Annotated in this window: 16 protein-coding genes; 6 read left to right on the top strand and 10 right to left on the bottom strand. The window is 65.8% G+C overall.

Features of this window, described 5'->3' with window-relative positions:
- Positions 1-374: 374 nt before the first annotated feature.
- Entirely contained in the window at positions 375-725 is a 351-nt protein-coding gene (locus tag K5K93_RS17465) for a DUF1304 domain-containing protein (protein WP_222388539.1), read from the bottom strand.
- 76 nt (positions 726-801) lie between these two features.
- A complete protein-coding gene (locus tag K5K93_RS17460; protein WP_222388538.1) occupies positions 802-2130 on the bottom strand; it encodes an MFS transporter in 1329 nt (442 codons plus the stop codon).
- Between the two features lie 287 nt (positions 2131-2417).
- On the opposite strand from K5K93_RS17460, the gene K5K93_RS17455 reads away from it, so the two are divergent.
- Positions 2418-3818 (top strand): serine hydrolase domain-containing protein, encoded by a 1401-nt coding sequence (locus K5K93_RS17455; RefSeq protein WP_093818681.1) that lies wholly within the window; start codon positions 2418-2420, stop codon positions 3816-3818.
- Between the two features lie 105 nt (positions 3819-3923).
- Here K5K93_RS17455 and K5K93_RS17450 read toward each other — a convergent pair whose 3' ends face one another.
- Positions 3924-4682, bottom strand: coding sequence for an SDR family oxidoreductase (locus tag K5K93_RS17450; protein WP_222388537.1), 759 nt, complete (start codon positions 4680-4682; stop codon positions 3924-3926).
- A 112-nt stretch (positions 4683-4794) separates the two neighbouring features.
- Between K5K93_RS17450 and K5K93_RS17445 the strand changes: the two genes are divergently transcribed.
- Entirely contained in the window at positions 4795-5715 is a 921-nt protein-coding gene (locus tag K5K93_RS17445) for a LysR family transcriptional regulator (RefSeq protein ID WP_093818683.1), read from the top strand.
- Positions 5716-5778: 63 nt separating this feature from the next.
- Here the strand turns inward: K5K93_RS17445 and K5K93_RS17440 are convergent, their stop codons facing one another.
- Complete coding sequence (locus tag K5K93_RS17440; RefSeq protein ID WP_222388536.1) at positions 5779-6294, bottom strand: hypothetical protein; 516 nt, start codon at positions 6292-6294, stop codon at positions 5779-5781.
- A gap of 112 nt (positions 6295-6406) precedes the next feature.
- On the opposite strand from K5K93_RS17440, the gene K5K93_RS17435 reads away from it, so the two are divergent.
- Entirely contained in the window at positions 6407-6787 is a 381-nt protein-coding gene (locus K5K93_RS17435; protein ID WP_222388535.1) for a hypothetical protein, read from the top strand.
- A 283-nt stretch (positions 6788-7070) separates the two neighbouring features.
- Here K5K93_RS17435 and gcvH read toward each other — a convergent pair whose 3' ends face one another.
- The 6 genes from gcvH to K5K93_RS17405 all read right to left on the bottom strand — a co-directional run bounded on the left by gcvH (position 7071) and on the right by K5K93_RS17405 (position 14580).
- Positions 7071-7466 (bottom strand): glycine cleavage system protein GcvH, encoded by a 396-nt coding sequence (gene gcvH / locus K5K93_RS17430; RefSeq protein ID WP_025877788.1) that lies wholly within the window; start codon positions 7464-7466, stop codon positions 7071-7073.
- Positions 7467-7560: 94 nt separating this feature from the next.
- The gene (gcvT, locus tag K5K93_RS17425) at positions 7561-8673 is read right to left on the bottom strand and encodes a glycine cleavage system aminomethyltransferase GcvT (RefSeq protein WP_093818685.1); all 1113 of its coding nucleotides are present in this window, start codon (positions 8671-8673) and stop codon (positions 7561-7563) included.
- A 652-nt stretch (positions 8674-9325) separates the two neighbouring features.
- Complete coding sequence (locus K5K93_RS17420; protein ID WP_093818686.1) at positions 9326-9760, bottom strand: NfeD family protein; 435 nt, start codon at positions 9758-9760, stop codon at positions 9326-9328.
- A 1-nt stretch (position 9761) separates the two neighbouring features.
- Positions 9762-10721, bottom strand: a complete 960-nt coding sequence (locus K5K93_RS17415) for an SPFH domain-containing protein (protein WP_093818687.1) — start codon at positions 10719-10721, stop codon at positions 9762-9764.
- Between the two features lie 121 nt (positions 10722-10842).
- Positions 10843-11586, bottom strand: a complete 744-nt coding sequence (locus tag K5K93_RS17410; protein WP_059064840.1) for a FadR/GntR family transcriptional regulator — start codon at positions 11584-11586, stop codon at positions 10843-10845.
- Positions 11587-11688: 102 nt separating this feature from the next.
- Positions 11689-14580 carry a TonB-dependent receptor gene (locus K5K93_RS17405; RefSeq protein ID WP_222388534.1) on the bottom strand — a complete coding sequence of 964 codons (2892 nt, stop codon included), beginning with the start codon at positions 14578-14580 and terminating at the stop codon, positions 11689-11691.
- A gap of 330 nt (positions 14581-14910) precedes the next feature.
- On the opposite strand from K5K93_RS17405, the gene K5K93_RS17400 reads away from it, so the two are divergent.
- From K5K93_RS17400 to K5K93_RS17390, 3 genes are read left to right on the top strand one after another with little or no spacing between them, the layout of a single operon-like run.
- Positions 14911-16263, top strand: a complete 1353-nt coding sequence (locus tag K5K93_RS17400) for a polysaccharide lyase 6 family protein (RefSeq protein WP_261311869.1) — start codon at positions 14911-14913, stop codon at positions 16261-16263.
- On the top strand, positions 16260-18509 hold the full coding sequence (locus tag K5K93_RS17395; protein WP_222388532.1) for an oligoalginate lyase: 2250 nt from the start codon (positions 16260-16262) through the stop codon (positions 18507-18509). The genes K5K93_RS17400 and K5K93_RS17395 overlap by 4 nt, the downstream gene beginning before the upstream one ends.
- The gene (locus K5K93_RS17390; RefSeq protein ID WP_222388531.1) at positions 18506-19810 is read left to right on the top strand and encodes an MFS transporter; all 1305 of its coding nucleotides are present in this window, start codon (positions 18506-18508) and stop codon (positions 19808-19810) included. The genes K5K93_RS17395 and K5K93_RS17390 overlap by 4 nt, the downstream gene beginning before the upstream one ends.
- Positions 19811-19840 lie beyond the last annotated feature (30 nt).

Raw genomic sequence — 19840 nt, 5'->3', positions numbered from 1 at the left:
ATGGCGCGGATACCCCGCCCGGCCCCACCCCTCCGGCCTCGGACGGATCTCTGCGGCTTCCCCCACGGAAGAGAAAAAGAAGAGCAAAAGCAAAAGCGACCCATCGGCCGCTTTTTTTCATGCACGCAGAACCCACGAGCGCAGCGACCCGCTGTTGCTCTTGATCTTCTTTTTTCTTCTCCGTGGGCTGGCCGCGCACGGAACCTGTCTGAGGCCGGGCGGGTTGGGTTCGCGGGGGTGTCCGCGGCATGGATGCCGCGGCCAAGCCTACAGGGACGTACTTGCGGCGTCCCCCGCGAACCCAACCCGCCCGGCCAACCCCATGACAAGCTCTACGCGACCACCCCACGAGGGGCTGCGCCGTTGGCCGGAAATCACGCCAGTGCGCGAAACACCAACGCCAGGATCGCCGGCACCGCCTGGATCATGAAGATGCGCCGGCTCACGCTGTAGGCGCCATAGCACCCCGCCACCACCACGCACACCAGCGAGAACGTCACCAGCACCGGCTGCGCCAGCACCATCCCCACCACGATGCCCGCCGCCAGGAAGCCGTTGTACAGGCCCTGGTTGGCCGCCAGCACACGCGTGGTCTCCGCCTTCTCCGGTGAATTGCGGAACGTCTTCAGGCCCAGCGGCCGGGTCCACAGGAACATCTCCAGCACCAGGAAATAAACGTGCAGCAGGGCGACCAGCAGAGGCAGGGCGAGCGCGATCCAGTACATGGGCGGTTCCTTGGACAGGGATGGAGAATGGGGTCAGATCCCTTCCACTGCGAGACAGGGATCTGACCCCGGGAAATCAACGGTCGCGCGGCAGCTTCTTTTCTTCGCGCAGCACACCGAACGCCGCCAGGGTCATCAAGCCGGCGACGACCACGCCACCGACGAACACCACGTGCGAACCGAACAGCGACAGCCCCTTGTGCAACCAGGCGAAGCTCAGGTCGGCGCCGCGGTACACCACCGTGTCGATCGCCGCGCCGGCCTTGTAGCGCCACTGCCGGTCCACGCGGGTGTAGATGGTTTCACGGGCCGGTTTGGCCAGGGCGAACTCGCTGGCGCGGGTCATCACCTGCACCACCGCCACCATCAGCGGCATCGGCGATGCGGCCAGCACCGAGAAGCCGATCAGGATCGCGAAACCGGGAATCAGCAACGCCGGGGCGATCCCGTGGCGCGACAGCAGCCAGCGGGTCAGCCCGAGCTGCATCAACAATGCCAGCGCGTTCACCGCCAGGTCGATGCGCGAGAAGAAGGCGGTGGCAGCGCCTGCATCGGTGAACGAGGCACGCACGATGCTGGCCTGCTGGTTGTACAGCAACGTGCCGACACCCACGCCGAACACCACCATGATCGCCAGCCAGCGCAGCAGGGGCTCGCGCACGATCAGCTTCAGGCCATCAAGCACGCTGCCGCCCATCGGCTGCTCGCCCGACACCAGCTGCTGCTCACGCTCGCGCAGTACCGCCCAGTGGCGCAGGCGCCAGATGCACAACAGGCACACCGCCAGGAAGCCGGCCGAAACCAGCATCAGGTTGGCAATGCCCACCCGCTGCACCAGCGCACTGGTGATGATCGGGCCGAGGAAGGCGCCAACGGTGCCGGCCGCACCGATGTAGCCGTACCAGGCCCGCGCCTGCGCGTTGGAGAACACATCGGCCATGAAGCTCCAGAACACCGCGACCGCAAACAGGTTGAACACGGTGATCCAGAAGAAGAACGCCATGCCGCGCCCGGGGACGCCGCTGTCGAACAGTGCGTAGAAGCCCAGCAGGGTGGCAATGAAGAATCCGTACACCGCCGGCAGGAACACCCGCCGTGGGAAGCGGCTGACCAGCCAGCCATAGACCGGCTGCAGCACCAGCATGATCACGAACACGCAGGAGAACAGGAACTGCAGGACGAAGTCCTTCAGGGCGATGCCATGGCTGGCGAACCAGGCGATCAACGCCGCCGGGAACACCGTCTCCAGGTCGGCCGAAGCGGCCATCGCCTCGCGTACCGGCCGCAGCACGTAGTAGCCGCTGAGCAGGCAGAAGAAGTACAGGAAGGACCACCACAGTGCCGGCGACTCGCCCAGCGCGGCCAGCAGGCCCTTCAGTGCCCCGCTTTCACGCGCCGCGCTCACGCGGCTCCCCTCGCCCGCAAACGGCGGTTGGACAGCGGCATGGCAGGCTCCGGGGGCAGTGAAGCGCGTACGTTATCCAATGCACTGCAACATCGCCAGCGCAGGCGGCGCCGATGGCTGCAACGCAGTGTCACGGACCGGCCCGGCGGACACCTTGTGATACACGCTTTTCTGGCGTCAAAAATCCAACTTTTTCAACGAGATGCGCATTCATCTTCGCTTTGTTTGTGCACAGGCGAAAAGCGGCGCTAGAATCATCCCCAGCAGTCGCGCACGGGTTCCAACCGATGAAAAAGAACAGCCTGCGTCGTCCGATCCGTTCGGCGGCCACCGGTTTGCTGGGCATGTTGATGCCCCTTGCCTTGTCCACCACCGCGCAGACCCCGCCGGCGTTGCCGCCGATGCCGACCAACATCGAAACCGCTGCCGGTGGCGCCGTCGCCCACACCCAGCCTGCGGCCTACCGTACCGGGCTGGTGCCGCAGGTGCAGTTGCCCGCTGCTGGTTTCAACGTCGCCAACATCGAATCGATGGCGCAGCAGCTCACCTATGGCGAGCGCGTGCCGGGCATGGCAGTGGCCATCGTGCAGGGCGGCCGCGTGCTCAGCGCGCGCGGCTACGGTGTCACCGACGTCAACAACCCGTTGCCGGTCGATGCCCACACCGTGTTCCGCCTGGCGTCGCTCTCCAAGGCCTTCGCCGGCACCATGGCCGGCCTGCTGGTCAACGATGGCACCCTGCGCTGGGACAGCAAGGTCACCGACTACGTGCCGGGCTTCCGCCTGAACTCGCCGGAGGCCACCGACCGCCTGACCGTGGCCGATGTACTCAGCCACCGCGTCGGCCTGCCGTACAACGCCTATGACCGCGACATCGAAGGCAATGCCGAGTACTACGCGCTGACCCAGAAGCTGGCCAACACCAGCCTGAAGTGCCTGCCGGGCGACTGCTACGCCTACCAGAACGTGGCCTTCAGCCTGATCGGCGACGTCGTGTATGCCGCCTCCGGCAGCTTCTACGAGCAGTCGGTCGAACGCCGCATCTTCAAGCCGCTGGGCATGAACGATGCCAGCCTCGGCCTGGCCGGCATCCAGGCCAGCTCGCGCTGGGCGCGCCCGCACGTGCGCAGCCGCAACGGCTGGGTCTCGCTGACGCCGAAGCCGACCTATTACCGCGTCGCCCCTGCTGCCGGCGTCAACGCCAGCGCCAGTGACATGGCGCAGTGGTTGCTGGCCCATACCGGCCACCGCCCGGACGTGCTGCCGGCGCCACTGCTGGCCACGCTGCACTCCAGCCTAATCAACACACCGGGCGAGATGCGTTCGGGCTGGCGCCGCGAACGCCTGCATTCGGCCGGCTACGCGCTGGGCTGGCGCACCTTCGACTACGCCGGTCACGATGTCGTGTTCCATGCCGGCGCGGTGCAGGGCTACCGCGGCCTGGTTGCACTGGTGCCCGAGCGCGACCTCGGCATCGCCATCATGTGGAACGGTGAAAGCGGCCTGCCCAGCGGCCTGCTGCCGACCGTGCTCGACGCAGCCCTCGGCCTGCCGTCGCAGCGTTGGCTGGACGTGGACACCGACTTCGGCAGCGACAACCTGATGGCCGAGGGCGCCGCCCCCGCACAGCAGGACAAGCGCAAGGGCAAGGGTGCCTCGGGCAACCGCGCGGTGGCCTCGCCGCGCTGAGCTGGCGAGCTCGACGTTGAAGAAGGGCGGCCCTCGGGTCGCCCTTTTCGTATGTGCTTGCGCGTCCTCCACGTGGCGCCACGCCCTGACCGATCGTGCAGGAGGCTAGTGGGCGAAGTAGTGCATTCCGCCATCCACCGGAATCACCGCCCCGGTGATGTACCCCGCCAACGGCGACGCCAGGAACGCAACCAGGTGCGCGACCTCCTCTGGTTCGCCGAAACGCCCCATCGGGATGTTGCGGGCGATGAACTCACGCCGGCTCTCTTCGGTGGGGTGCAGCCGGTCCAGGATCTGCGCGCTGTTGATCCGCCCCGGCGCGATCGAATTGACGGTGATGCCCTCACCCGCCACGTCGCAGGACAACCCCTTGCTCCACAGATGCAGCGCCGCCTTTGCCGGGCTCGCGGCATTCACCGCACGCGGCTCCATCGACCCGCTGAGGTTGATCACACGCCCCCAGCCATTGGCCCGCATCGACGGCAGCAACGCCTGCGTCAGCCGTCGTGCCGCCGAGAAGTTCAGTGCCATCGCCTCGTCCCACACCTCGTCTGCTGCGGCCACCCCGGCCAACCGTGCGCCACCGGCGGCGTTGACCAGGATGTCCACGCGCTGCAGCGCCTGCAGCGAGGCGTTGGCGATGCGCTGCACATCGTTGGCGTCGGTCAGATCGCCCAACAGCATGATCGGTGGCGGCCCACCTGCCGCCTCGATCGCGGCTGCCACCGATTGCAGCGGCGCCTGCCGCCGCGCGGTGATCGCCACACGCACACCCAGCGTTGACAGTACCTGCGCAACACCTGCGCCGATGCCGCTGCCTGCGCCGGTGACCAGCGCGGTACGTCCTTCAAGATCCAGTTTCATGTGTTGCCCTGCCAGGTTCTGCCGGCCCCTCTGGCCGTGTGGTCATGCTCTTTGAATACCCTCGATTGATAAACTCCGGCCAGGTTTCAACATTCAGAACCCGGGGTGTCAGATGAACCTGTTGGAGAGCATGCAGGTCTATGTGCTGGCCGTGGAAAAAGGCAGCCTGAGTGCCGCTGCTTCGGTACTGGACATCTCCGCGACGATGGCCGGCAAGCACCTGCGCGCCCTGGAAGAACGGCTGGGCATGCAGCTGTTGAGCCGCACGACCCGTCGGCAGCACATGACCGCTTTCGGTGAGGCCTACTACGGCCGCTGCAAGGAGATCCTGCGCCTGGTGGAGGAAACCGATGCGCAGGCCCAGCATCACCATCTGGCACCGGCGGGCACGCTGCGGATCAGTGCACCGGTGATCTTCGGCACGCATGCGCTGGTGCCGGCACTGTCGACCTACATGGACCGCTACCCCGAGGTCAGTGTCGAACTGGTCCTGACCGATCGCGTGGTCGAACTGGCCGATGAGGGATTCGAGGCCGCCATCCGCATCGGCACGCTGGCTGACACCACGCATCTGGTGGCGCGCCCGCTCAGCCCCTATCGGCTGACCCTGTGTGCGTCACCGGCCTATCTCGCACGGCATGGCACGCCGCACAGCGTGCAGGCACTGCGACAGCATCAATGCCTGTCGCTGGACCCGGCTGCGCTGTCGCACTGGCTGGGCAACGAAGTGGCATTGCCAGCGCCGCCTCCGGGACGGTTGCAGATCAACAACGGCGAAGCGTTGCGCCAGGCCGCGCTGCAGGGCCAGGGCATCATCCTGCAGTCGAGCCTGCTGCTGGCAGCAGACATCGATGCAGGTGGGCTGGTCCCGTTGCTGCCGGAACATGGCCGGCACGGTCGGCCCATGCACGTGGTCCATGCGCACGACCGCTATCACTCGACCCGGCTGCGCAGCTTCGTGGATTTCCTGGTCGAACGGTTTCCCTGCGACGCAGCGGGTGAACGCAGCTGGCCAGGCGCAGGCAGCCCATAAAAAAACCCCCTCCCCGCTGGGCAGTCGGGGAAGGGGTCTCAGGGTACGGCTATCGGGAAGTACTTAGATCAGCGGTGCCGGAGTTGCCGGAAGGGCCACCGGAGCGGCCTTCTTCTTGCGGGCGGCCGGCTTGCGCTTGGCAACCTTCTTGGCAGCCTTCTTCGGGGCAGCCTTCTTGGTCGCCTTCTTCGCAGTCTTCTTCACTGCCTTCTTGGCGGTCTTCTTTGTCGCCTTCTTCACTGCCTTTTTGGCGACCTTCTTGGCCGGCTTGCGGGCAGTGGTCTTCTTGGCGGCTTTCTTGGCAGTCTTCTTGGCTACCTTCTTGACGGCCTTCTTCGCGGTCTTCTTGACGGCCTTCTTGGCAGCGGACTTCTTGGCTACCTTCTTGGCCGCCTTCTTCACTGTCTTCTTCGCCGTGGCCTTCTTGGCGACCTTCTTGGCAGCCTTCTTCACTGCCTTCTTGGCGGTCGCCTTCTTCGCGACCTTCTTCACTGCCTTCTTGGCAGCGGCCTTCTTGGCGACTTTCTTCACCGCTTTCTTGGCGGCGGGCTTTTTCTTCGCAGCTTTCTTGGTTGCCATGGTGATGGCTCCTCGTCAGTGATAGGGAGTTGAAACGCCCAGGTGGATCAAACCCGCCCATGCTGCGTGCGGGGACCGCCGGCGCGTCAGGCGCGCCGTTACGGATGCGGTGATGCCCGCCACGATCGGCGGAGCAGGCATCGGAACAGGGGTCGCCTTGCATTTCTCGAGGGGCAGCGGGGCCATCTCCACCGTCGTCAGGATCGCGGTGGTCTTCGAGGGGCTGCTTCGCATCGGACGATTGATTCTGCGCACTCGGTTTGGCAGGCAAGGTCTGCTGAGGCGAAACCTAATCACGGTTTTTTTTACTGTCAACAACCCCCGCGAAAAATTTTCACATCCGCCGCGTCCCGGAAGCCCTTCCCGCGCCTGCCGATGTTCCTCCGCGAGCGACGGCAAACACTGCATCGCGCATCGTCGCTGCCATCAACTGCGCACGAACAGCGAAGAAAAAACACTTGAAATAAGCACTCTGCGTCATGTAGGGGTCTGAAGCGGAACGCCACGCGGCGACGCGGCCATGCATGGCAACGCACGTGCCAACGCCAGCACAACGGACCTGCAACAAGGCCAAAAACTTTTCACATCCGGGCGCGCCGCCGCGGGGGTGGAAACGCGGATTTGCGCAAAACTGCGCACGCCTTTTGCCCGCGCTCAACACCGACTGATGCCATGGCGATGGCATGCAGCGAACCGGCCGGCATAAGTTCGAAGCCTCCTCCAAAACGAAAACGGCCACCCGAGGGTGGCCGTTTTCGTACCGGGGAAACGACGACTCAGTGCTCTTCGTCTTCCAGGCCTTCGGCGTACGCGTCCGGGTCCAGCAGCTCGTTGAGCTCGTCGCTGTTGGACACTTCGACGACGAACATCCAGCCATCGCCGTAGGCGTCTTCGTTGATGGTTTCCGGCTTGTCGGCCAGTGCCGAGTTGACCTCGACGATGGTGCCGCTGATCGGGCTGTAGACGTCGGAGGCGGCCTTCACCGACTCGACGACCGCGATCTGCTCGTTGGCCTTGGCGGTCGCGCCGACTTCCGGCAGCTCGACGTAGACCAGGTCACCCAGCAGGCCCTGGGCGTGGTCGGAAATACCGACGGTCACGCGGCCATTGCCTTCGACACGGGCCCACTCATGGGATTTGAGGAACTTGAGGTCGCCGGGGATCTCGCTCATGGGACTGCTCCAGAGATATGCAGGGGGTGGAAAAAACGGGGCTAGTGTAACCAACCGGCCGCCACTGCTGGCAGTGACGACCGGCACGTTTGGATCACGCGTCGGTGAGCACGCCGGGCTGGGCCTGGCCTTCGCGCACGAACGGGAACTTGACCACCCGCACCGGCACCTGACGGCCGCGGATGTCGACGGTGACCTGGCCGAGTTCACCGGCCGGCACGCGCGCGAATGCGATGCCCTTGGCCAGGGTCGGCGAGAAAGTGCCGGACAGGATCTCGCCCTGGCCGCCGGCGGTGGTGACCGCCTGCCCATGGCGCAGCACGCCCTTCTCATCCATCACCAGGCCGATCATCTGACGTGCGTTGCCGGCGGCCTTCTGCGCCTCCAGCACGTCGCGGCCGATGAAGTCACGGCCTTCGTCCAGCGACACCGTCCAGGCCAGCGCCGCTTCGTAGGGGCTGATCGCTTCGTCCATGTCCTGGCCGTACAGATTCATGCCGGCTTCCAGGCGCAGGGTATCGCGCGCGCCGAGACCGGCCGGCTTCACGCCGGCAGCAAGCAGGCGGTTCCAGAACGCGACCACGGCATCCTGCGGCAGCAGGATCTCGAAACCGTCTTCGCCGGTGTAGCCGGTGCGGGCGACGAACAGTTCAACGCCGTCGTCTGACTGCACCTGCAGCGCGGCGAAGCGGCCGAGCTTGCCCAGCGACTCACGGTCGGCTTCGCGGGCCAGGCCGATGACGATGTCGCGCGCCTGCGGACCCTGCACGGCGAGGATCGCCAGGTCCGGACGCTGTTCGACCGAGACGTTGAACGGCGCAGCCTGCTCGCGCAGCCACGCCAGATCCTTCTCGCGGGTGGAGGCATTGACCACCATGCGGAAGAAGTCCTCGCCCAGGTAATAGACGATCAGGTCGTCGATGACGCCGCCCTGCGGATTCAGCATGCACGAGTACAACGCCTTGCCGGTGGCCTTGAGCTTGTCGACCGAGTTGGCCAGCAGGCGGCGCAGGAACGGCTTGACCTGGTCGCCGCGCAGGTCGACCACGGTCATGTGGCTGACGTCGAACACGCCCGACTCACGACGCACCAGGTGGTGCTCGTCCAGCTGCGAGCCGTAGTGGATGGGCATGTCCCAACCCCCGAAATCGACCATCTTGGCGCCAAGGGCGCGGTGGGTATCGTTGAGCAGCGTCTTCTGGGTCATGACCGGGTCCGGCAGCAGAGGAAACAAGAACGCGCATTATCCCAGATCGGTCGGCCGCAGGTCGCGCCGCAGCGCAGCGGGGTGTTGGCCGGCCTGCGGCCGGCGGGCGCTTTCTACAAGCCAGGCAACGGCAACGGCAACGGCAACGGCAACGGCAACGGCCAAAGCGTATCGGCTCGGCGACGTCTGTGCGCTGGTGGGGCGATGTGGGGTTACGGGACACGCCGCAAGTACGTCCGTGTAGGCTCGTAGGCGCCATCCATGGCGCCTGCGGTCCCTCCACCCCACACCGCCCCACCCCGACAGGTTCCCGATGACGGGACGGAAGGCAAGAGCGGTTGTGGATGTCGATACATATATGGAGAGAAGGGTCGGATCCCTTTCCTGCGGAAAGGGATCCGACCCCGGGCACACAGAGCGCAGCGACCGGCGTTTGCTTCCCGCTTTTGATTTCTTTTCCGTGGTCTGGACGCGCACGGAAACTGTCGGGGGTCGGGCGGGTGGGCTGGGCAGGGGTGTCCGCGGCATGGATGCCGCGGCCAAGCCTACAAGGACGTACTTGCGGCGCCCTCTGCACAGCCCACCCGCCCGACCCAACCCAGCATCTGCTTTCAGCGACCTCCCACGAGGGGCTGCGCCGTTCGCTGGAAACCTAGGCGACCGCCTCGACCACCAGCGCACTGCCCTGCACCGCCACCACCCGCACCAGCGTGCCGGCCGGCAACTCCGGCCCACTCACCTGCCACGACGCGTCGTCGATGCTGACCCTGCCCTGCCCGGCAACGATGCCCTGCTGCAAGGGCACCACCCGCCCGACCAGTTGTTCAGCACGGCGGTTCAGCAGCGGCGCGTCGCTCTGCCGCGCACGCGGCTTGCCCCAGTGCCGGTAGCACTGGATCGACAGCACGCTCAGCACCACGAAAGCGACCACCTGCCACAGCACCGGGATATCGGCGAACACCGCTACCAGCGCGAACACCGCCGCCGCACCGATGCCGATCCACAGCATGAACGCGCCGGGCGCCAGCGCTTCGGCGGCGAACAGCAGCAAGGCCAACGCACCCCAGGCAACGACTTCCCAGCGCATGTCAGCCTCCGATCGGTGGCGGCCGCTTTGCCGGCGGCCGGGTTTCCTGGTTGGACAGGGCCTGCTTGGCCAGCTCGGCCACCCCGGCGATCGAACCGATCACTCCGCTGGCCTCCATCGGCATCAGCACCAGCTTCTGGTTCGGCGACGTGGCCAGTTCCTTGAACGCTTCCACATACTTCTGGGCGATGAAGTAGTTGATGGCCTGGACGTCGCCGTCGGCAATCGCCGCCGACACCACCTGGGTCGCCTTGGCTTCGGCTTCGGCCAGGCGCTCGCGCGCTTCGGCGTCGCGGAATGCGGCCTCGCGCCGCCCCTCCGCCTCCAGCACCGTGGCCTGCTTCTCGCCTTCGGCACGCAGGATCTCGGATTGCCGAGAACCTTCCGCCTCGAGGATCTGCGCGCGCTTCTCGCGCTCGGCCTTCATCTGCCGTGCCATCGCATCGAGCAGGTCGCGCGGCGGCTGGATGTCACGGATCTCGATGCGGTTGACCTTCACGCCCCACGGGTTGGTCGCATGGTCGACCACGCTCAGCAGCTTGGCGTTGATCACCTCGCGCTGGCTGAGCGATTCATCCAGGTCCATCGAGCCGATCACGGTACGGATGTTGGTCTGCACCAGGGCGATCATCGCCACTTCCAGCACCGATACCTCGTAGGCGGCCTTGGCCGCGTCCAGTACCTGGAAGAACACCACGCCATCGACGCGCACGGCGGCGTTGTCCTTGGTGATCACTTCCTGGCCGGGCACGTCCAGCACCTGTTCCATCATGTTCACCTTGCGCCCCACCCCGTAGACGATCGGGATCAGGAAATGCAGGCCGGGCGACATGGTGTGGGTGTAACGGCCGAACCGCTCGACGGTCCATTCATAGCCCTGTGGCACCATCCGCACTGCCTTGAACAGGATGACCACGGCCACCAAGGCCAGCACCGCGCTGAAGAACATGGTCGGGAACATCGCGCTTTCCTTATGGGAGACGTCCGGAGCCCAGCATAGCGCGTGGATGCAGGCGGTGCGGGTACCGCACGTTCCAGCCGAAAGCAGCCGGGCGTGGCCCGGCGCTGCAGGATGAACCCGGTCAGATCCGGGTCGTGGCCAGGAAGCGCTCGCGGTCCTGCTGGGTCTGCCGGCGGATCTCGGCCAGCGCCTGGCTTTCGGTCGCCTCCAGCATCGCCTCGAACAGGCGCTGGAAGTGATGGCGCATCGCATTGCGTGCAGCGACGGGATCGCGCGCGCGCAGCCCCTCGAAGATCGCCATGTGCTCGTCGGCGCGGCTGGCACCATCGTCATGGCACACCCGTGCGTAGACCTCGGTCACCCGCGGCAGCTCGCTGCGCATGCGCCAGATCTGCTGCACGAAATACTCGACCACCGGGTTGCCCGACAGGCGGGCGATGGCCAGGTGGAAGCGGCGGTCGTAGTCGCCGGCCTCTTCATCGGTAAGGTCACGACGGCACAGCGCTTCAGCCAGCACCTGCAGCTCGGCGATGCCGGCCTCATCGATATTGCTTGCCGCCAGCGCTGCAGCTTCCGCTTCGAACACGGCACGCGCCGCGGTCAGGTCGAAGGCGCTGATATCGGGCAGCCCGCCGGCAGCCTGGGCCGGGCGCGGCTTCACATAGACGCCCGAACCGATGCGGATCGCGATCCAGCCCTGCGCTTCCAGGGCGATTTCCGCCTCGCGGATGGTGACCCGGCTGACGCCGAAGCGTTCGGCAAGTTCACGTTCGCCCGGCAGGCGCGAACCCGGCGGATATTCGCCATCCTCGATCAGCTTGCGGAGCTTGGCGGCGATGGTCTGGTAGAGACGGTTGGCGGACATGCGGCTGACCCTTGGCGGTTCCCTCCGGGCCCGTCCCCGGCCACCGGGCACGGTGCGGGTCCGGTTGGAGCGACGGCGCGACCATTGGCCGCGCCGCCCTGTTCAGAACTTGTATCGTACACCGAAATACGCGCGCCGCCCGTAGCTCACCACCTCGCGGAAATTCCCGTAAAGCGGCTGGTACGCCACGCGTGGCTCGTCGGTCAGGTTCATCAGTTCCAGCGACAGCGACAGCTGCTTGTTCACCCGGTAGCGCAGGCGCAGGTCGACGCTGGTGTTGTCATCGTAGTAGCGGTTCTGCTGCGCCGTGTTGCCGGTGAAGTCCTGGTAATAGTGCGAACGGAACTTGCCGATGGCCTGGATGTTGAAGCGGCCCACATCCCAGTAGAGGGAACCGGACAGCACATGCCGCGAGAAGCCGCTCAGGCCGGCCGGCGGAACGATGGCCGGAATGATCGATCCATCGGCGGCCAACTGCTCGCCCAACCGCGAATCCTGCGTCTGGTAGTCGGCGTCGGCATAGTTGTAGCTGACCTTGAAGCCGAGGCCATCGAACGGCTTGGGCAGGTGCGAGAACCGGTGGGTGGCACTGAGCTCGATACCGGTCAGGGTGCTGTCTTCATCGGTGGTCACCTGCTGGCGCACAGGCACGGTCACCGTCTGTCCGTTGAGGGTGTAGGTCTCCGGCACCAGCGCGGTGGCGGTGCCGCCGTTGAACTGCTTCCAGTACACCGCACCGGCCAGCAGCGTGTCCGGGTTCGCATACCACTCAAGCGAGACATCGCCGTTCCAGGACATAAGCGGCTGCGCAGCCGGATTGCCGCTGGCACTGATGTCGTCCAGCGCGTCGGCCAGGCCGGTATAGGTGGCATCGCTGCTGACATTGATGGTTCGCCCGGCACCGAGTGCGGCGATATCCGGGCGTGACATTGCCCGGTACGCGCCAACCCGCAGCAACAGGTCCGGCTTCAGCTCGAACGCGGCATTCAGGCTTGGCAGCAGCTTGTCGTTGCCCGCCTTGAACACCTGGGTGGTGAAATCACCAGTGGGTTGCAGGCGGATCGAGCCGTCGCCGTTGTCGATGACCGCCAGGTCGGTGCGCACGCCTTCCGAACGCACGTCGGTCTTGACCCAGCGCAGGCCGACATTGCCGGTGACCGGCAGTCCGAACAGCGTGCTGCTGAATTCCCCCATCAGGTACAGCGCGCGGGTTTTCTCGGTCACATCGACGTTGTTCGGGTCCTGGAAGTCCGGGTCCAGGCCACTGTCGCTGGTGCCGCGGAAGGACGCGTAGAGGCAGCTCGGATCGAAGTACGCCCACGAGGAGATCGTATTGCCGCTGGCCGCATCCATGAAATCGTCCTGCGGGAACGGTGCACGGCAGGCACGGTTGGCGGCAATGATCTTCGCCTTGTCGGCCGCTACGCGCTGGTCGTAGTCGGTCACCAGGGTGTTGTCGCGCAGGCGGTAGTCGGCCTGGCTGGCGCGCACGCCGCCCTTGATGCGGGTGAAGAAACCGGACTCGGGCATGAAGCTGGCATCGAAGCGGCCGGCCTTGATCTTGTGGTCGTTCTCGGTCGCGCTGGAGGTCACCCGCGCCGCGCCGGTGTAGGCATCCCAGTTGTTCGGGTCGAAGTTCGGCGCCAGCGCGACGCTCGGCACCTCGCCATGCCAGTCCCAGTCGTAGTCGACATAGCCGGTGGCGCCGCTGCTGATGCCCGGCACGATGGCATTGTCGACGTCGCGCTGGTTGGCGCGCAGCCGGGTCATGCGCTCGCTGTCCAGGCGGTTGGTATGCGAATAGGAAAGATCGGTGGACAGCTCCCAGGCCGGGCTGGGGCGCAGGATCAGATTGAGGCCACCACCGGTGTATTCCTCGCCGCGCCAGTAGCGGTTGGAGGTCGAATCGATGGACGTGCTGCCATGCAGGTGGCGGACGATGCCGTCCTCGTCCACCTCGCGCTGGGTGATGCCGCGTCGCGCATTGGACAGGCTCAGGTCGCTGCGGTCCTCGTCCCAGTTGCGCTCGGTATGCTCGAAATCGAGGTTGACCTCGACCACGTCGTTGGGCCGCCATTGGATCGCCGCGAATTCGCTCTGGCGGTCATTGCGTTCCTGCTTCAGGCGATAGATGCGGCTGCTTGGCACCAGATAGTACGGCGCGCCGTTGGCGATGGCCTGTGCGCTGACATCATTGCAGTTGGCATTGGCCACGTTCTGCCTGCCATCGCAGGCATACCAGGTGGAGCCGCTGGTGATGCTCTCCTCCGGATCGGTGCCCTCCAGCCGCTGGATGCCCAGCGAGATGCCGAGCTTCTGGCCGTTGCCGAATTCGAACTGGTCGATGTAGCTGGCGGTACCGCGATAGCCGATGCCATCGTCGTCGCGGTACTTCTTGTCATACTCGGCCCAACTGCCGCGCAGATCGATCTGCGCCGAGCGCTTGCCGTACTCCAGCGGCTTGACCGTTTCCAGCCCGATGGTGCCGGCGACACCGCCTTCGATGATGTCGGCACGCTGGGTCTTGTAGATCGCCACCGTATTGATCAGCTCGGCCGGGAACATGTTGAAGTTCACCGAGCGGTCGCCGCTGCCGTTGGTGATCTCGCGGCCGTTGAAGTTGGTGCTGCTGAGGAAGGCACCGAGACCGCGGATCGAGATTTCCGATGCGCCGGTCTTGTCGCGGGTCGAGGCGGCACCCGTCAGCGTTTCGATCGCATCGGCCAGCGATGGCGCGGGCAGGTCGCCGATGTCGTCGGCCGACAACACATCGGCGATCACCGTGTCGTCGCGTTTCTTGTTGATCGAGCTCTGCATCGATTCGCGGATGCCGGTGACCTGGACCTGGTCCAGGGTGGTGGCGTCCTGCCCGGAACCGCTGCCGGCAGACTGCGCCTGCACGGCCGGCGAAGCCGCCAGCGCAGCGAGCAGTGCCACGATCAGCGGTGTGGGTGACAACGGTGTACGACGTACGACTCCGGCTGGTTGCCGCATGGTTTTCCTCCTCCCAAAGGATCGCCCGGACGGTAGGCGTGGGACGCAGCTTCGACACGCCGACACATAAATGTCAACCAACTGGACTGGATTTTTCGTAATACCTTTGATTCAGACCTGTTGCCCGGCATTTCATGTGCTGATGCAGCATGACTTTGCGCGCAACGTGGCTTACAACACACCTACCAAGTGGTATGCACACCCACTCCGAAACCGCGGCATCGCCGTCTCTGGAAGGACTTCATGCGCATTCAACCGACTTCGCACCGCCTTTCGAAACCCACCCTTGGATATTGCCTGGCAATTGGACTGGCAACCTGCCTGACCAGTTTGCCGGCGAACGCTGCAAGCTGGCTGGTCCATGATGCCGCCGAGTTCGCCACCGCCGCTGCCGCCCTGCAACCCGGCGATGAAATCGTGCTGGCCGATGGCACCTGGACCGATGCGCGCCTGCTGCTGAAGGGCCAGGGCACCGCCGCCGCCCCGATCGTGCTGCGCGCGCAGACGCCGGGCAAGGTGATCCTCAGCGGGGGGTCGGACCTGCGCCTGGCCGGCAGCTACCTGCAGGTCTCCAACCTGGTATTCCGCAACGGCTACACCCCGGGCGACGCCGTGGTGGCGTTCCGCGAGTCGAGCAAGGCAGTGGCCAGCCACAGCCGCGTCACCGGCCTGGTCATCGATGACTACAGCAACCCCGATGGCAGCGACCAGGACTACTGGGTGTCGCTGTACGGCAGCAACAACCGCCTCGACCACAGCCAGCTGCGCGGCAAGACCAACGCTGGCCCGACGGTGGTGGTGGTGCGCGATGCCACCCAGGGCCTGGACAACCGGCACCGCATCGACCACAACTGGTTCGGCCCGCGGCCAGCGCTGGGCGTCAATGGCGGAGAGACGATCCGCGTCGGCACCAGCGACACCTCGCTGAGCGATTCCAACAGCACGGTGGAGAACAACTGGTTCGAGGGCTGCGATGGCGAGACCGAGATCGTCTCCAACAAGTCCGGCGGCAATACCTTCCGCGGCAACGTGTTCTATCGTTCGGCCGGCGCGCTGACCCTCCGCCATGGCAACGGCAACCGGGTGGTCGACAACCTCTTCCTCGGCGACGAAAAGGCCGGCACCGGCGGCGTGCGCATCATCAATGCCGACCAGACCGTCAGCAACAACTACTTCGAACGGCTGGCCGGCTCCAGCAACCGCTCGGCACTGGCGGTGATGGATGCACAGGCCAATCCGCCGTTGTCCGGCTACGCGCCGGTGGTCAACGCGACCATCAGCCGCAACACCTTCGTCGACGTGGCGAAGATCAGCTTCGGTGTGGGCCATGACGAAACCAAGGGGATCGTGGTTGCCGCCAGCAACAGCCACTTCAGCGGCAACCTGATCGTCAACCGCACCAGCAAAAATCCACCGAATGCGGCCAGTTCGCTGGCCGGTATCGCCTTCAGCAACAACGTGCAGTCGCCGCAGGCCAGCAGCGTGTTCCCGGGCGGGGTGAGCAGCGCCAGCATTACCCTGCAGCAGGCCGCCAGCAGCCTGTGGGTGCCGGCAACACCCCTGCCCACCATCGGCGCCGATCCGGCGCTGGCAATGACCCCGCGCGAACAGACGGGGGTGGACTGGTATCCCAAGGTGGGCGAGGTTGCCCTGTCACGCACCAGCACCGGAGTTGATCGATGAGGTTGCAGCCGCTGTCCCTTTGTTCCCACCGTCTGGCGCTCGCCCTCGCCCTGGCCGCTCCCTTCGCCCTGTTGCCGACGGCACCGCTGCATGCGGCACCTGCCGCAGCCGCGCGACAAGGCGATATCGCGCCGGTACTGGTGACCGCCGCGCAGTGGCAGCGGATGGCCAGCGAAGGCAGCCGCTATCCGTGGTTCGCCAAGGAACAGGCGCGTACGCAGAAATCGCTGCAGAAGATGATGAAGGCCGGCATCGACGTGCCGGTGCCGAAGGACAAGGGCGGCGGTCGCACCCATGAGCAGCACAAGCGCAACTACCAGGCACTGCTGGCCGCCGGCACCCTGTACCGGCTGACCGGCGACAAGGCCTATGTCGCCTATTCGCGCGACATGCTGCTGCAGTACGCCAAGCTCTACCCGACCCTCGGCCCGCATCCGGAAGGACGCGGGCAGATTCCCGGCCGGGTGTTCTGGCAGGTGCTCAACGATTCGGTCTGGCTGGTCAACGCCATCCAGGGCTACGACGCGATCCGCGATGCGCTGTCGCCGCAGGATCGGCAGACCATCGAATCGCAGGTGTTCCGGCCGATGGCCGAGTTCCTGGCCAGCGAGCCGAAGAACTACGACCAGATCCACAACCACGCGACCTGGGCGGTGGCCGCCACCGGCATGACCGGCTACGTGCTGCGTGATCGCGAACTGGTGGAGAAATCGCTGCGCGGCAGCCGCAAGGATGACCAGTTCGGTTTCCTGCGGCAGATCGACCTGCTGTTCTCGCCCGATGGGTATTACGAGGAAGGCCCCTACTACCAGCGCTATGCGCTGGCGCCGTTCCTGCTGTTTGCCAACGCGATCGAACGCAACGAGCCGCAGCGGAAGATCTTCGCGCGCCGCGACGGCGTGCTGCTGAAGGCGGTGGACGTGCTGGTGCAGACCAGCTACGACGGCCTGTTCTTCCCGATCAACGATGCGATCCTGGACAAGGGCATCGATACCGAAGAGCTGGTGGCTGGCATCGGCATCGCCTATGCGCAGGCCGGCGATGACCGTCTGCTGTCGGTCGCCCAGCAGCAGAAACGCCTGCTGCTGTCGCCGGAAGGGCTGCAGGTGGCGCAGGCGTTGGCAGCCAACAAAGCCAAACCGTTCGACTACCGGCCGATGCTGCTGCGCGACGGCCCGGACGGTGAACGCGGCGGTCTGGCGATCCTGCGCATGGGCGGCGAACGCGGCCAGGCGCTGGTGCAGAAGGACACCATGCAGGGCATGGGCCACGGCCACTTCGACAAGCTCAACTGGCTGTTCTACGACAATGGCAACGCCGTGGTGACCGACTACGGCGCGGCGCGCTTCCTCAACGTGGAAGCCAAGCGCGGTGGCATCTATCTGGCCGAGAACCGCAGCTGGGCCAAGCAGACCGTGGCCCACAACACGCTGGTGGTGAACGAGCAGAGCCACTTCAAGGGCGACTGGAAGCGCGGTGAGGAACTCGCCCCGCAGGTGCGCTTCTTCCAGGCCGACGCAGATACCCAGATCGCCTCGGCGACGATGCGCGATGCCTATCCGGGCGTGGTGTTCACCCGCACCCAGGCACTGCTGCGCCACCCCGAACTGGGCCTGCCGGTGGTGCTGGACCTGCTGCAGGTGCACGGCGACAAGGCGGCACGCTACGACCTGCCGCTGCACTTCAACGGCCACATCGTCACCACCGGTTTCGAGGCCGAGCATTTCCCCGCCCAGCGCCCGGTGCTCGGCAGCGACAACGGCTACCAGCACCTGTGGCTGGACGCGCGCAGCAAGGCCGGCAGTGAGCCGCGCACGCTGGCGTGGCTGCTCGACGGACGCTTCTACACCTACCGCTTCGGCAGCAGCGCGCCGGCGCAGGCGTTGCTGGTGGAGAGCGGTGCCAATGATCCCGAGTTCAACCTGCGCCGCGAACCGGCGCTGCTGCAGCGCGTGGAAGGACAGAAGGATGTGACCTTCTTCAGCGTGCTGGAGCCGCATGGCGAGTACAACGGCACCGCCGAGTACGTGCACGGTGCCGACAGCCGCATCAAGCAGATCATCCGCACCCGCGGCAATGATGCCGAGGTGCTCGAGCTGCGCCTGGCCAGCGGCGCCCGCATCGCACTCGGCGTGGCCGACGACAGCGAGGCGAAGGGCGAACACAGCGTGACGGTGGATGGCCATGCCTACCGCTGGAGCGGCAGCCATGCGCGCATGGACCGCAGCAAGGGTGAGGCACGATGAACGGCCCCTCGGCCGTGGCCACGCTGCGCAAGGTGCCGGTGCGCTCGGCCGTGCGCTGGCTGATCGTCGGCCTGATCGCGGTGGCCACGGTGATCAACTACATCGACCGCAATGCACTGGCGGTGATGTGGCCGGAGATCGCCAGGGAAGTCGGCGCGACCAAGGACGATTACGCACTGCTGGTGACCGTGTTCATGCTGTTCTATGCCGCCGGCCAGTTCCTGTTCGGGCGCCTGTTCGACATGATCGGGACGCGGCTGGGGTTCGCATTGTCGATCAGTGTGTGGTCGATCTCGATCGCGCTGCATTCGGTCACCCACTCCATGCTCTCCTTCAGCGTGGTGCGGGCGATGCTGGGCATCAGCGAAGCCGGTGCCTGGCCCGGTGCGGTGAAAGCCAATGCCGAGTGGTTCCCCGCGCGTGAGCGTGCCCTCGCACAGGGCATCTTCAACGCGGGCGCGTCCATCGGTGCCATCGTTTCGGCACCGGCCATCGCCGGCCTGTACCTGTGGCTTGGCTGGCGCGGCACCTTCGTGCTGGTCGGTGCACTTGGCTTCCTGTGGCTGCTGCCATGGCTGTTCGTCTATCGCGCCGGCCCGGACAAGCATCCGTGGGTGAGTGACGCCGAGCGGCGCCTGATCATGGAAGACCAGGCTGGCCAGCAACGCGTGGATGCACCGAAGGTCAGCGTGCGTTCGCTGCTGGCCCACCGGCAGAGCTGGGGCATGCTCGCCTGCCGTTTCCTGCTGGATCCGATCTGGTGGCTGTTCGTGTCGTGGCTGCCGATCTATCTGGCCGAGACCTTCGGCTTCGACATCAAGCAGATCGGCCTGTTCGCCTGGGTGCCCTTCGTCGGCGCCATGCTCGGCAGCCTGAGCGGCGGCTGGCTGTCGGGGCGCCTGATCAATGCCGGCCAGAGCGTGAACAGTGCGCGCAAGCTGTCGATTTCGCTGGGCTGCGTGATCATGGCACCGGCCCTGCTGGGCGCGGTACTGGCCAACCAGCCGCTGTTTGCGGTGCTGGCGATTGCAGCGGTGCTGTTCGGTTTCCAGATCGCCATCGGCAACATCCAGACCCTGCCCGGCGATCTGTTCGATGGCCGCTCGGTGGGCACGCTGGCCGGTCTTGGCGGCCTGGCCGCCGTGGCCGGAACGTTGATCACCACCTGGCTGGTACCGGTGCTGACCCGCCATTCCTATGCACCGATCTTCATCCTCGTCGCCGCACTGGTGCCGCTGTCGCTGGCCGCACTGTGGTGGTGGACCGGGCCGATCCACAAGCTCGACCGCACCGACGGTTGAGCCCCCATTCCCTCGCATTCCCCCGCAAAC

It is taken from the genome of Stenotrophomonas sp. DR822, from assembly GCF_019793815.1.
Lineage (GTDB): Bacteria > Pseudomonadota > Gammaproteobacteria > Xanthomonadales > Xanthomonadaceae > Stenotrophomonas > Stenotrophomonas indicatrix.
The sequence above is the reverse complement of the archived record's forward strand: the minus strand, read 5'-3'. Positions and strand labels throughout refer to the sequence as shown.